Raw genomic sequence first — 12495 nt, 5'->3', positions numbered from 1 at the left:
AGCGCGTTCACGCTCACAGTACACTCTCCCTGATATGGGTGTCACTGAAATCAGCCGAATTGAACCAATCCCCGCTTTGCGCCCACGTTGGATCAAGGGGAATCCAAGCCTGCCGTTCCTTTATATATACTTCGTTCCACGCATGCGGGCCATATCCTCCGCGTCCGTCATAGCCTTGACCTGTCACCACCCGCACCTGCAGGTTTTGCGATCTGGCCATAACGGCATAAAGACGGGCATAATCAATGCACACACCGAGCCGGGTATCGAAGGTATCTTGCGGACTTTGTTCATGCCAGATACGGTTTTGCTCGTAATTTTCCGCTTTTGCGTAATCATAAGAAATTCTCGATCCTACCCAGTCATATAATAACCTTGCTTTTTTCTCATCACTTTTGCTTTTTCCGACAATATTTACAGCCGCACCTTCAATATCAGCGGGGATTTCGTGATCAATGACTTCATATTTCCGCCGGAGAATGCCATCCATTTCATCAGCAACAGCTTGGGTCAGGATGGGCAGCTTATTCTGTACTGTCTTACCCGCAAACGGTTCAATAACAGCAGCCGTACTCTGTCGGTAAATGGGTGAAGATTCCACGTAACGGCTAAATCCGCTATCCGGTTTCAGTCCCACTCCAACGAACAGCACGATGATAACGATCAGGCTGCGTGCCATACCGATCAAAGCTCCAATCAAACCGCCGCCCAAACGGCTAATGGGTGTAACCTTCCGTTCCTCAGGCCTTACCGCACGGCGACTCTGCATGGGAAGCAAAGGCGACAGCAAACCCAGGAATAACCGGATGATACTGTAGGTAAAAAATAAGATAAGCAAAAACCGTATAAGCGGGGAGCCTGAGAGCACCGATACGGCCGTATAGTACATTTGCTGCCATACCTTCAACTGCAGATCAGGCACCTGAATTTCCGACGCCCATCGCTGGACAAGCGGCGACAGATAAATCGTCGCCGGGATAGCCAGAGCCAAGGACACAATTGTAACCAGACCCGAACCCAGTAGCCCGAATAGCCTGGCCGCTGATACAAAAAAACCTCTGCTCAAGCCCTGGACTACAGAAAAAGCAACGATGAGCAAAAGGACGATTGAAATCACATTTGTCTCACTTAGTCGATCCATCCATTCGTTCAGCATAACAACTCCTCCTATCGTCCGCTGCCAGGCTTTGTATTTCAATTGTTATTGGCTTGCAGCGTCCTGCTGTTTACGGGCTTCCTCGATAAATGATTTCATCGTATCATTAATACTCCATTTGCCGAGACTGACACCCCGGAAGGTAACTTCTACTTTATCTTCCCCCACAGCACCTTTTACTTCTATGTTAGGTGTTGTGATCGTAAAATTCCCATCGCCATCCGATGTATAGACAGCTTCCTTTGCTTCCTTCAGCATCACTTCCTGGGCTTCGCTCTTCAGGGTGCCAACGGTCTGATCCGTCACCTTGTTCACAGCGTTTCCCAACTGGTCCAGCGTAACGCCGCTATAGATGAAAAGACCCACAACAATCACAACTACAATGGCCCATTTCAGTACGGTTTTAACCAAATTCACTACGGCAAACAACAATACAAGCGCAACAACGATAACCAGCCAGTTCTCTCTAATAAACTGTGACCACACCTGTGTATCCATCAACTTTACAACAACTCCTGTCACCTGATTTCCCCTCAAGGGTTAACCCTTCTTTCCGCATAGATCACGGATATTATTATTATACATGAATGCTCAACATAATTAAAAAAAGGTATAAGCCCCCTTCGTCCCACGTAAAGTACAAGTAGCAGAATCACTTCTTTCCCCTTAGGCACATTTATAGAAACCCGCCCCGCATTCCATATGCCTGAGAGGCGAGCTAAAGGAGGTACTCCCTGTGAAAACCGCGCTGTGGCTCTATTTATTTCTTTTTCTGGCGTTCTTCGATTTACATGCACAATATCCTATTCTGACGCCCTTCGCCTTATCGCTTGGCGCCGGCCCCGCCTTTATCGGCTGGATGATGGGCATGTATTCACTGACTCATCTCCCTGGAAATCTCCTTGCCGGCGTACTGATTGACAGGAAAGGGAGCCGTCGGTACATTGTCTTCAGTTTAACGGCAGCCGGCGTAATCCTTCTGCTGCAGGCTCACGCACAGCTTCCATGGCATCTGCTGCTGCTGCGGGCGGCAAGCGGCTTCGCCCTGGCTTTTCTGTCCCCGGCCTGTATGACCCTGTTGGCCTCTTTATCAGCAGATTCGGCAGTACAAGGGAAATACATGTCCGGCCATGGCATTGTTCATACTTTAGCCTCTGTCGTCTCCCCTGCGGCAGGCGCTGTTATAGTAGCCAAGGCCGGGTATTCAGGAACCTTCAGCAGCCTCGGCTGGCTGCTTATCGCCACTGGGGTAATGGCTTTTTTCAGCGTTCCTAAGCATTCCCCTTCCGTTAAGGGAGCAATGCCGCCGGCATTACTTCCATTGAAGCCGGAAGCGTCCCCGAAGCACGCCCCGTCAGCGACGACTGCCAGCGATACGGGTGTTTCCAGGCGCTATTTCTTGCTCCCCTTTTTCGTCTCCTGCTCACAAGGGGTATTGTTCTTTGAGCTTCCGCTTTCCCAGAGCGGAGGTGGAAGCGAAGGCATTCTCTCAACCGGCCTGCTGCTGTCACTCCTCAGTCTGGGCGCGTTAGTAACACTTAGCATGTTTTCCCTCAACCGTCTGGCTCCCGCAAAAAGAATTGCCGCTGCCCTTCTGGGCATGGCAGTCTGCTTCTTTTCTCTTGCCGCCTTCCACAGCATACCTGCAGGGATGATCCTGTTCCTTCTGGGCGCAGCCAAAGGCGTTCTGTTTCCAGCGATGGCCTCGCTCTTCATCAGCCTTGGCGGACCCGGACGACTGGGCAGAACTTTCTCGCTGCAGTCGATTGCCATGTCTCTTGGCGCCTTTGCCGGACCGGTAACCGCCGGAGGACTGCGGGATGTGGTCTCACCCTATTTCATAGCTTTTCTACTCCTGATGACTGCATTAATGCTCCTGCCACCCTGGGGTGCGCAGAAACTAACTCCCCATCACAAATGGAATGGCCGGGCGGCTTAGCCTTTTACAACACTGGAGACGGAAATTACCACCCCTAGGCAGACACACAAACGTTCAGGGACTTTTCACATAATATACATTGTAGTTAAACAACCCAAACCCGAAAGCGTGGTGAGTCTCAATGAGTGACCATTGTTGTCATGGCCCTGCTCCGGTCCCCGTTCATGGAGTGTTCTGGACATCCACGGGTATCATCCTGGTACTGTACATTCTGCTGGTGATCATTCTCCGCGCCGGCATGTTCTAGAATTCCTATTCTTTCCTTACTTCAAACACAAATCACCTGGATCATTTATGATCCGGGTGATTCTTTCTGTTTACGACATTTCCCGGGGAATGACCCGTTTAAACCGACCTTTCCTGTTAAAAATGACGAACCTTAGGTAAAATAAAGACAAGCCAGTGTTAAGCCATGATCCCGGGAGGTCATTGAACATGTCTATTTATATTATCGTGGAGGGCAAGAACGACCGGAGCCGGTTAAGACGTCTTTTGGTGGAGGAAGTCAATATCCTGTGTACCTTTGGCACACTGAATTCGCTTAAGCTGGAGACACTGAGAAAAAAAGTAGGGAACAGCGAGGTCTTCCTCTACATGGATAACGACAGCTCAGGCAAAAAAATACGCGGCATTCTGCGTGACGCCTTTCCGGATGCCGGACATATATATACAAGGCGGGGATATGCAGGAGTGGAAGGCACTCCGGATGAATACAACATTAACCAGCTCGAAAAAGCAGGTCTTGAAGAATTCATCGTATATCCTGAGCCATTGCCATTCTGAATATTCCGCAGTTCAAAAAATGCCTTTTACGATCTTCCCGCATCCGGGAGAAATCGAAAAGGCATTTGCATGTTCTACTTGTCATCAGCCAGACGGGTTACAGCCTTGGCGAGAAATTCGGGAGTGATATGGTCGGTATCCCCGGCATCGTACAGCGCACGCAGGTTATTCTTCCGGTCAACTAAACCAATAAGATTGGCATGGGTAAAATTATCCTTATTGTTGCCGGCAATCAGGAACTTGAAGGAGTCAGCCGCCAGATTACGGACTGCCTCCTGATCCCCCCGCAGGAAATACCAGCCCTCATAATTGGCATGAAAACGGTCCGCGAACGTTCGAATGGCCTCCGGCGTGTCGTTCTCAGGATCAAAGGAAATGGAGATAAAGGCCACATCTTTGCCGAATCTTCCAGACTTCATCAGCAGGTCCTGAGTCTGGGATAAAGTAAAGGTTGTAATGGGACATACATCCGGACATTGTGTGAAAAAGAAATAAACCAACCGCGCTTTACCTTCCGTATCGGAGAGAGTAACCGGCTTCCCGTCTACATTTTGCAGGGAGAAGTTCTGCACTGGCCCGATTACCGGCAGCTTCTCTTTGCCAAAGTCCAACGTAGTTGCAGCCAGATATCCGGCCATTGCCAGCGCCAGGAGAAGCAGAAGCCACGTCCATTTGTACCGTCTGATGATTTGCAAGGACAAATCCTCCCCTACCTATGAATCGTATTCAGAACAAGCGCGATCAAACTGACCGTCAAATAATTAATGGAGAACAAAAAGCTTTGCTTCGCCCAGGCCTCATCATCCTTCGCCTTGAAGCCCATCAAAGTTAAATACAGCCAGATTACGGACAAGCCCGCAGATATGACCAGATAAAAAATACCTGCATAATCATACGCATACATCAATACAGGAATCGGCAGCAGCAGCGCCACATAAGGAATCATCTGGAATTTAGTGCGGCGTGTCCCCTTCACAACCGGCAAAAGCGGGAAGCCCGCAGCCCGGTATTCTTCCTTACGGCGAATGCCAAGCGCCCAGAAATGAGGCGGCTGCCATAGAAACAGCATGGCGAACAATAACCAGGCGCCCATATCCACTCTGCCGGTTACGGCTACGTAACCGATTACAGGAGGCATGGCACCGGATATCGCGCCTACCGAGGTGCTCCATGTAGAAGTCCTTTTCAGCCAAAGGGTATAAACCACTACATAAACGAACATGCCCAGAATTCCGAACAGCCCGGCAAGGAGGCCGGAATAAACAAACAACACGATGAGTCCCGATATCCCGAGCCCAATCGCATAGAGCAGCACAGTCAGCGGTTTCAGCCGCCCTGTAGGAAGTCCCCGTTCCCGGGTCCGCTCCATCTTCATATCCAGATCCCGGTCAAAATAATTATTAAAAACACAGGCTGAAGCCATAACGAGCATGGTGCCAAGCAGGGTTAGTATGAGTCTTCCGTACTGGACGTCCCAGCCCGAGGCCAGCCAGTATCCCGCAAAAGCGGCGATTAGATTCGACCGGATAATACCAGGCTTAGTTACAGTGATAAAATCGCGCCAGGTTGAACCCCCATGGGGTGACTTGGCGGACATTGCTGCGGAATCGGAAGAAGCTTGATATCTCCATTGATTGTCCACGCTTTGTGTTCCTCCTCTAAAACATACTTCTAACGTCTCCGCGAATGAAAAAGTCTTCTGCTGTTAACTTTATCATAACAAACCCCTAAAGACTTTGACAATCATTGACCATGACGTTCATTAAATCGACAATTCCGTGACAATAATTATTTCTCGCCCCTAATAACATGACACAAAATTGGGTAGTTAATTAATAGAGAACATCTGTACAAAGGAGAACTGTCCTATGGATACCGCTACACACTTTGTTATGGGCCTTGGATTAGCAGGACTTTCCTTCGTTGATCCTGCTGTAAGCTCTGATCCTGTACTCGCCGGGGCAGTTATGCTCGCTACCATACTCGGTTCACAGGCTCCCGACGCCGATACGGCGCTGCGCTTGAAAGACAACGCGCTGTATATCCGCAACCATCGGGGAATCACTCATTCCTTGCCTTTCCTGTTTCTGTGGCCCGCTTTGATTACGCTGATCTTAGGGCCTATATTTGGATTGACGGACCTGCCTGCCTTGGGCCATATTGCGCTCTGGAGCTTTATCGCGGTGTTCATCCATGTATTTTCGGATCTTTTTAACACGTACGGCACTCAGGCGGCAAGGCCGTTCACGGAGAAATGGATCGCCTGGAATATTATCCATATCTTTGATCCTTTTATTTTTGGAACCCATTGCGCTGCGATTGTGCTCTGGATCAGCGATATGGTTCCACCCGCCCCACTATTTATTACTCTGTATATCTGTATCACGCTTTACTATATCTGGAGAACGGTTGTTCATTACCGCGTTACACGCAGTATTAAGGCTAAGGATGTGAGGCATGATTCCGGTGACCGTTATTTCGTAATTCCGACGATTTCTCCAAGGCGATGGAACGTAGTCAAAGCAAAAAAAGATGGCAGCTACGATGTCGGTCAACTGAATAACAGCCGGCTAAAATGGATCAAGCATGCGGTCTGCTCAAATCACCCGGCTGTAGAGCATTCCAAATCCCATCCCGATATTCAGGCTTTCCTGTATTTCACATCCTATGCGGTAGCTGAGGTCGAGGAACTGCCTTCCGGTTATATTGTACGCTGGGGAGACGTCCGTTATTTGCACCGCAAGCAGTTTCCGTTCGTTGCCGTTCTTGTCATGGACAGCCAATTTCATCCCCTTAATACTTATGTGGGCTGGCTCAGCAGCGACAAGCTTGATGAAAGATTTGCCATTGATCCGGGCACCTGAGTCCGCAAGCTAAAGTCAGTTTACCCGGCCTCTTGACTCCCGCTCCTGGATAGGGCACAATCACCATAAAGCGTTTACAGCGCCAAAGAAACCCGGGAGCGTGTGGCTCTTCGGGTTTCTTTATGAATAATTCAGGGGAGCCGTATCGAGGTCAAGCTCCACCTGTTGCAGAAAGGAAATCGTAAATTCATGGGCAAAGGACTTTCACTGTGGTTCGCGTGTTCTTCCATCCTCATTCTCACCGCCGCATCCATTGCTATCAGCTATAACGTGTGGGTAGCTCTTATGCTGGGAGCGGTTTGCATACTGAACATCGGGTGGGGCTTTATTGTCAAGGCCCGGTGGGGAAGGGAATAGGGAGACACCCTTATTTATCGGGCAGGAAGAAAGCCCATTCGTTCTTTAACGCCTGTCAGTGTCTCAGAAGCCACGATACGGGCTTTGGCCGCACCTTCGGCCAGAATGTCCGTGATTGTGCCAGAGCTGCGGATCTCATGATATCTCTGCTGCAGAGGCTCAAGCGTCGCCACTAAGGCTCCGGCCAGATCCTTTTTGAATCCGCCATACTTTTGTCCTTCAAAGCGATCCGCTACCTGCTGCAGGGTCATACCCGCGCATTCGGCATAGATCACCATAAGGTTGCTGATCTCCGGTTTATTCACGACATCATATTGCACCTCACTGCCTGAATCAGTCGTAGCGCGGCTTATTTTTTTGCTGATGACATCCGGGGGATCGAGCAGGGCAATATAGCTTCCGGCATTCGGATTGCTCTTGCTCATCTTCTTGGAGCCGTCATCCAGCGACATAATACGTGCGCCCACTTCCGGAATGAACGGCTCGGGAATCGTAAAGAACTCCCCGTAGCGGTGATTGAAGCGTCCAGCCAAATCCCGGGTTAACTCCAAATGCTGCTTCTGATCTTCCCCGACAGGAACAAGATCTGCGTTATATACAAGGATATCTGCAGCCATAAGCGATGGATAGACGAATAAGCCAGCACCAACGGAGTCTTTGCCTGAGGATTTATCCTTGAACTGCGTCATCCTCTCCAGTTCACCCATACTTGTCAGCGTCGTCATCAACCATCCCAGCTCGGCGTGCTGCGGCACATGGGACTGCATGAACACATTCGCGCGGGCAGGATCGATTCCCGCTGCTATATATAACGCAGCTACAGACTCGGACTGCTCACGCAGCGCAGCAGGCTCCTGGGAAACAGTAATCGCATGCAGATCAACAACCATGAAATAACATTCATTCTCATGCTGCAGCTTTACATAATTCTTAATGGCTCCAATATAGTTCCCGAGCGTCAATGAACCGCTGGGCTGGATACCGGATAACACTTTTTTGACCATGATATATCCCTCCATATTAAACTTCAGACTTCCGTGAACGCAAAAAAGGCCACATCCGCAAGGGACGTGAGCCGTGGTGCCACCCTTATTCGCTGAACCCCCTACAGCTTCCGGGGACAGCCTTACAGCTTCCGTTAACGGGGAAGAGCCGGCCGGTCTACTAGGGATGAGTTCCCGTTCAAGCTCGGCACTCAGGGGTCCATTCATCAGGAGGTTTCCACCGGTTCGCATCAACCACCGGCTTTCTGAAGGTGCCTCTCCTGCCTACTTATCCCCGTCATCACATTGTGATCATTCATTGTGCATCCATCATAGGGCCAAGAACGGAAGTTTGTCAAATCCCTAACCTGTGGAACGTAAATCTGTTATGATAAGGTTACCATGTTCAATTCCGATTACAGTTACAATAAAGGAGCATATCTCATGAAACAGGTGACCAAAGGGCAATGGGGCGGTTTTGATACTTACATTTTGCACAGCCGCGAACTGGAAGTCACGCTTTTGCCGCGACTTGGAAATAGTGTGATCTCCCTGTGGGACCGCAAGGAGAACCGGCAAATTCTGCGACGACCTGATGAAAGTGACCAAGCCTTTTTTATGCAAAAGCCTTATCACTTCGGCATTCCGCTCTTAATACCGCCCGGGCGTATACGCAAGGGGCAATTTCAATTCGAGGGTGTAAGTTATCAATTCGATCAGAATACTGCCGGCAATAACCATATACACGGTCTTCACCGGACGCAATCGTGGTGTGTCAGCGACATTGAGGAAGACGAGGAAGGCTGCGCAGTGACGACAGAATTTCGCACAGCAGACGATCCCCGCTGGATGGAACAATTTCCGGTTTCGCTCAAATTTGAAATGACATTCCGGCTTCAGGATGCCAGGCTGAAACAAGTCTTGAAGGTAACTCATCTCGGCGGCGGACACCGTATCCCATTTGGAATTGGCTATCATACCTGGTTCATGATTGACGGACAACCGGAGCGTTGGAATCTGAAGCTGCCGGTAGAGAGCATCTACGAATTGAATGATGAACTGCTGCCTAGCGGCAATGTTATAGATCTCGGGCCTTTGGATGCCCTGAACGAGGGGATGAATTTGCAGGGTACGGATTTTGACACGGCACTGCGGATTGGAGCCAAGCAGCCTGTAGAAGCTCTATTGCTGCGTGACGACGGTTATGGCCTCCGCTACTCGGCTGACGAGAATCTGTTTCGCCACTGGGTCTTGTATACAAAAGGGCCTGCAGATCAATTCCTCTGTGTAGAGCCCTATACTTGGCTGCCGGATGCACCGAACATTTCAGACGATTCTTCTTTTACAGGTCTGCTTGTATTAGAACCCGGCCAAAGTCTGGATTTGTCCACTTCCTTGGAAATGATCTATCCCGAACGTTAACTTCAAAGCTTTGACCCCACTAATATTTACCAGCCTCCAAACCTTCCTTATGAGTGCATGAATTGTAGTCTTAGCGCTCATACTATCTTCACAAAGGGCGAAGGAGGTGACAAACATGGGTCAAGCAGGTCAAAACCAAGGTGGTCGCAGTAGCCGAAACAACCTGATCGTTCCTCAAGCAACCGCTGCTTTGCAACAACTGAAATTTGAAGCCGCACAAGAGCTTGGAGTAACAATTCCTCAAGACGGGTATTACGGAAACTATACTTCCCGCGAAACCGGTTCTCTGGGAGGATATATTACCAAACGTCTCGTACAACTGGCAGAGCAACAATTGTCCGGTCGTTCGAATTTGTAACAATATTTCTTCAGTCGCTTTATAAGGCTAAAGCCTCTAAAGAGTCTTAAGCCAAACAGCTTGTTGGCCCTCTACGCCTCATCCTTGATGCGTGGAGGGCTTTTGTCTGTCTAACTTGATAACTGATCAGAGTTTTCAGATTGTGTCCCCCGAGGGGAGCGGAACATCAGGTTAGCCATATTATAATTTGACTCGAGCGTAGCATCCACAACGATCATCCCTTGAATAACAGCAAATTCATAGCTGATTTCACCGTGTGTCCAGCGTCGTTTGTATTTCAGGCTTTCAAGCGCCATAAGACGGAAGGATGACTGCTGTCCTGCTGTCAATCCCTCTTTCTCTACAGAGTAGGCTCCGCTCCGGCCTGTAAGAGGGTTATGGCGGATTCCGAATTTACCGATGACATTATTTCGTATTTGCACAAAAACCGTGCCGGAAGACAATCCTGACAGTTCCTCCTGCAATTCCTTAAACACTAAATCCACCTGTCTTGCCAGCGATAGTTGTTCCGTCTTCAGCATATATATCCCCCTCAGCATGCTAGCCTGCTTTATATAAGGCTTCGGACTCATTATAGGATACTAACGAGGACCATTCAACATTATTCAACATAATTGGGTGGATATTCCTATGTATGCGCATTATTCACTGTTTTTTTGTCTATAACCTTCTGTAAACTGATTAATTTCGACAATATACATGTAAAAAAGACCCCCATTATCAGAGATCCTTTCGTGTTAATACCAATTTTCACATCAAATTATGAAGCAAAATTCTCCGTCATCTTCAGAAATTCGGCAATATCAGCCAATATCAGATCTGCCGCGCCCTGCCAGAAATCGGCTTGGGTAAGATCTGCACCCAAATGCTTGGCAACCAAATCCTCCAGCGTCATGACACCTGTATCCCGCAGCAGGTCATCATACTTGTCTGCAAAGGTAGATCCTTCTTGCAAAGCAAGCCGGTACAGCCCGGTGCTGAACATATACCCGACTGTGTACGGGAAATTATAGAAGGGAACTTCCGTTGCATAGAAGTGCAGCTTGGATGCCCAGAAGTGAGGATGGTAACCGGACAGGACGCCGCAGAAGGCTTCTTTCTGAGCTTCTTCCATGAGCGCTGAGAGCTCTTCCGCATTTACCAGACCTTCCTTGCGCTTCTCGTAAAATCGGGTTTCAAACAGGAACCGGGCATGGATATTCATGAAAAAAGCCACGCTGTTCTGAATCTTCGCCTCCAGCAGAGCCAGCTTCTCTTCGGCATTCTCCGCCGCCTTAACCTGTGCATCGGCAACGATCACTTCAGCGAAGGTAGAGGCTGTCTCCGCTACATTCATTGCGTAATTCTGATTAAACACGGGCTGGTCATCGAGCAGATACGAGTGATAAGCATGACCCAGTTCATGCGCCAATGTAGAAACACTGGACGGCGTACCGCTGTAGGTCATAAATATCCGCGATTCCTTTCGTTCCGGGAAAGAGACACAGAATCCTCCTGGGCGTTTGCCGGGACGATCCTCTGCTTCAATCCAATGGCTGTCAAAAGCATGTTCCGCAAATTCCGCCATCTTCGGACTGAATTTACGGAACTGCGTTACAATATCCGCAGCCGCCTGATCATATGGAATCTTGCCTGTGGACTTGCCGACCGGCGCGTCAACATCGACCCAATGGAGGGACTCCATGCCGAGCAGCTTGGCCTTGCGTTCCAGATAAGACACAAGTGCCGGCTTACTTTTATTGATTACATTCCACATCACATTCAACGTTTCTTTGGACATGCGATTGATGCTAAGCGGATCTTTAAGCACCTCTTCCCAACCCCGCCCTTTGTACAGCTTCAGGCGAAAGCCAGCCAGATGATTCAGGGTGTCTGCACAGAAATCTGCTGCGCCGCCCCAGGCTTCTTCCCACTTACGGAACATAACCTCGCGCACCTTCGGATCGGGATCATCCAGTTTGTTAAAGGCCTGACCCACAGACAACATCTTGTCCTCAAAAGGAATTTCAATGGAGCTGACGATAGTCTCATAATGCTCGCTCCAGCCATGGTAACCGTCTACTGCCAGTTCCAATGCCAGACCTTCCAGCTCGGGGCTCATTTTCTCACGGGCCAGATCACGGCTTTCACTCAGTACGAACGATAGAGGAGCTATTTCGGGCCGGGCCATCCATTGCTCCCACACCTCATTGCCGGCTTGGCGCAGCACATTGTCGAACTCGGAACGGATCCCCTGAAGCTGGGCGCTGAGCCCCGCTATCTTGCCTGACAGTCTCACTGCCCCTTTGTCCTGCTGATTCTGCGCTCCCAGACAAACGGCAAATTCCGCAGCCAGGATTAGACGTCCTGAACAGCTTTGGAGCAATTCAATGATACCATCGAGAGACCTGGTCGATTCCGCATCAGAAGGAACAGCTGCATTCTTGACTTCCTGCCGCAGATTCCCAAGATCTTTCTCCAATCCGTTCAGAAAATGATTGAATTCAGATGAAGAGGAGCCACCCGCAAAAATAGAATCAAGCTCCCACGTTAACGATAAGGGGTGTTTCATATGTAATCACCATTCCTTTGCTCTTATTGGTTTTGCTTTGTAATTGGCATAGACCCGTGGTAAAGTGTATAACAAACCGTAA

General features: G+C 49.4%; 14 protein-coding genes. 7 read left to right on the top strand and 7 right to left on the bottom strand.

What is annotated here, in order from left to right; all coding sequences use genetic code 11:
• Positions 1–13: 13 nt before the first annotated feature.
• On the bottom strand, positions 14–1156 hold the full coding sequence (locus PaeBR_RS06865) for a transglutaminase domain-containing protein (RefSeq protein WP_410514109.1): 1143 nt from the start codon (positions 1154–1156) through the stop codon (positions 14–16).
• 45 nt (positions 1157–1201) lie between these two features.
• Positions 1202–1654, bottom strand: coding sequence for a hypothetical protein (locus tag PaeBR_RS06860; protein WP_410515104.1), 453 nt, complete (start codon positions 1652–1654; stop codon positions 1202–1204).
• Positions 1655–1892: 238 nt separating this feature from the next.
• Here PaeBR_RS06860 and PaeBR_RS06855 point away from each other — a divergent pair, with 238 nt between their 5' ends.
• The 3 genes from PaeBR_RS06855 to PaeBR_RS06845 all read left to right on the top strand — a co-directional run bounded on the left by PaeBR_RS06855 (position 1893) and on the right by PaeBR_RS06845 (position 3878).
• On the top strand, positions 1893–3095 hold the full coding sequence (locus PaeBR_RS06855) for an MFS transporter (protein ID WP_410514108.1): 1203 nt from the start codon (positions 1893–1895) through the stop codon (positions 3093–3095).
• A gap of 169 nt (positions 3096–3264) precedes the next feature.
• Positions 3265–3342, top strand: a complete 78-nt coding sequence (locus PaeBR_RS06850; RefSeq protein ID WP_410515103.1) for a YjcZ family sporulation protein — start codon at positions 3265–3267, stop codon at positions 3340–3342.
• A 188-nt stretch (positions 3343–3530) separates the two neighbouring features.
• Positions 3531–3878 (top strand): toprim domain-containing protein, encoded by a 348-nt coding sequence (locus PaeBR_RS06845; RefSeq protein WP_410514107.1) that lies wholly within the window; start codon positions 3531–3533, stop codon positions 3876–3878.
• Between the two features lie 74 nt (positions 3879–3952).
• Here the strand turns inward: PaeBR_RS06845 and PaeBR_RS06840 are convergent, their stop codons facing one another.
• Both PaeBR_RS06840 and cyoE read right to left on the bottom strand, forming a co-directional pair.
• Positions 3953–4573: an SCO family protein gene (locus PaeBR_RS06840; protein ID WP_410514106.1), complete on the bottom strand. Its 621-nt coding sequence runs from the start codon at positions 4571–4573 to the stop codon at positions 3953–3955.
• Between the two features lie 14 nt (positions 4574–4587).
• The gene (gene cyoE / locus PaeBR_RS06835) at positions 4588–5520 is read right to left on the bottom strand and encodes a heme o synthase (RefSeq protein ID WP_410514105.1); all 933 of its coding nucleotides are present in this window, start codon (positions 5518–5520) and stop codon (positions 4588–4590) included.
• A 226-nt stretch (positions 5521–5746) separates the two neighbouring features.
• On the opposite strand from cyoE, the gene PaeBR_RS06830 reads away from it, so the two are divergent.
• Positions 5747–6742 (top strand): metal-dependent hydrolase, encoded by a 996-nt coding sequence (locus PaeBR_RS06830; protein ID WP_410514104.1) that lies wholly within the window; start codon positions 5747–5749, stop codon positions 6740–6742.
• 165 nt (positions 6743–6907) lie between these two features.
• Complete coding sequence (locus tag PaeBR_RS06825) at positions 6908–7099, top strand: hypothetical protein (RefSeq protein ID WP_410515305.1); 192 nt, start codon at positions 6908–6910, stop codon at positions 7097–7099.
• A gap of 14 nt (positions 7100–7113) precedes the next feature.
• Here PaeBR_RS06825 and trpS read toward each other — a convergent pair whose 3' ends face one another.
• Positions 7114–8103 (bottom strand): tryptophan--tRNA ligase, encoded by a 990-nt coding sequence (trpS, locus tag PaeBR_RS06820; RefSeq protein ID WP_410515102.1) that lies wholly within the window; start codon positions 8101–8103, stop codon positions 7114–7116.
• Positions 8104–8526: 423 nt separating this feature from the next.
• On the opposite strand from trpS, the gene PaeBR_RS06815 reads away from it, so the two are divergent.
• Both PaeBR_RS06815 and PaeBR_RS06810 read left to right on the top strand, forming a co-directional pair.
• The gene (locus PaeBR_RS06815) at positions 8527–9504 is read left to right on the top strand and encodes an aldose 1-epimerase (protein WP_410514103.1); all 978 of its coding nucleotides are present in this window, start codon (positions 8527–8529) and stop codon (positions 9502–9504) included.
• Between the two features lie 115 nt (positions 9505–9619).
• A complete protein-coding gene (locus PaeBR_RS06810) occupies positions 9620–9862 on the top strand; it encodes a small, acid-soluble spore protein, alpha/beta type (protein WP_410514102.1) in 243 nt (80 codons plus the stop codon).
• A gap of 110 nt (positions 9863–9972) precedes the next feature.
• Here the strand turns inward: PaeBR_RS06810 and PaeBR_RS06805 are convergent, their stop codons facing one another.
• Both PaeBR_RS06805 and PaeBR_RS06800 read right to left on the bottom strand, forming a co-directional pair.
• Positions 9973–10383 carry an O-methyltransferase gene (locus PaeBR_RS06805; RefSeq protein ID WP_410514101.1) on the bottom strand — a complete coding sequence of 137 codons (411 nt, stop codon included), beginning with the start codon at positions 10381–10383 and terminating at the stop codon, positions 9973–9975.
• A gap of 239 nt (positions 10384–10622) precedes the next feature.
• Entirely contained in the window at positions 10623–12413 is a 1791-nt protein-coding gene (locus PaeBR_RS06800) for a M3 family oligoendopeptidase (protein ID WP_410514100.1), read from the bottom strand.
• Between the last annotated feature and the right edge of the window lie 82 nt (positions 12414–12495).

Origin of the sequence: Paenibacillus sp. BR2-3, assembly GCF_046529485.1 — a bacterium.
In the GTDB taxonomy this organism is placed as follows: Bacteria; Bacillota; Bacilli; order Paenibacillales; family Paenibacillaceae; genus Paenibacillus_AQ.
The sequence above is the reverse complement of the archived record's forward strand: the minus strand, read 5'-3'. Positions and strand labels throughout refer to the sequence as shown.

Excerpts from the sequence above, each read along its gene's own strand:
- PaeBR_RS06845 (WP_410514107.1), top strand. The coding sequence starts at position 3,531 with ATGTCTATTTATATTATCGTGGAGGGCAAGAACGACCGGAGCCGGTTA.
- PaeBR_RS06830 (WP_410514104.1), top strand. The coding sequence starts at position 5,747 with ATGGATACCGCTACACACTTTGTTATGGGCCTTGGATTAGCAGGACTT.
- PaeBR_RS06800 (WP_410514100.1), bottom strand. The coding sequence starts at position 12,413 with ATGAAACACCCCTTATCGTTAACGTGGGAGCTTGATTCTATTTTTGCG.
- PaeBR_RS06810 (WP_410514102.1), top strand. The coding sequence starts at position 9,620 with ATGGGTCAAGCAGGTCAAAACCAAGGTGGTCGCAGTAGCCGAAACAAC.
- PaeBR_RS06805 (WP_410514101.1), bottom strand. The coding sequence starts at position 10,383 with ATGCTGAAGACGGAACAACTATCGCTGGCAAGACAGGTGGATTTAGTG.
- PaeBR_RS06860 (WP_410515104.1), bottom strand. The coding sequence starts at position 1,654 with ATGGATACACAGGTGTGGTCACAGTTTATTAGAGAGAACTGGCTGGTT.
- PaeBR_RS06865 (WP_410514109.1), bottom strand. The coding sequence starts at position 1,156 with ATGCTGAACGAATGGATGGATCGACTAAGTGAGACAAATGTGATTTCA.
- PaeBR_RS06815 (WP_410514103.1), top strand. The coding sequence starts at position 8,527 with ATGAAACAGGTGACCAAAGGGCAATGGGGCGGTTTTGATACTTACATT.
- trpS (WP_410515102.1), bottom strand. The coding sequence starts at position 8,103 with ATGGTCAAAAAAGTGTTATCCGGTATCCAGCCCAGCGGTTCATTGACG.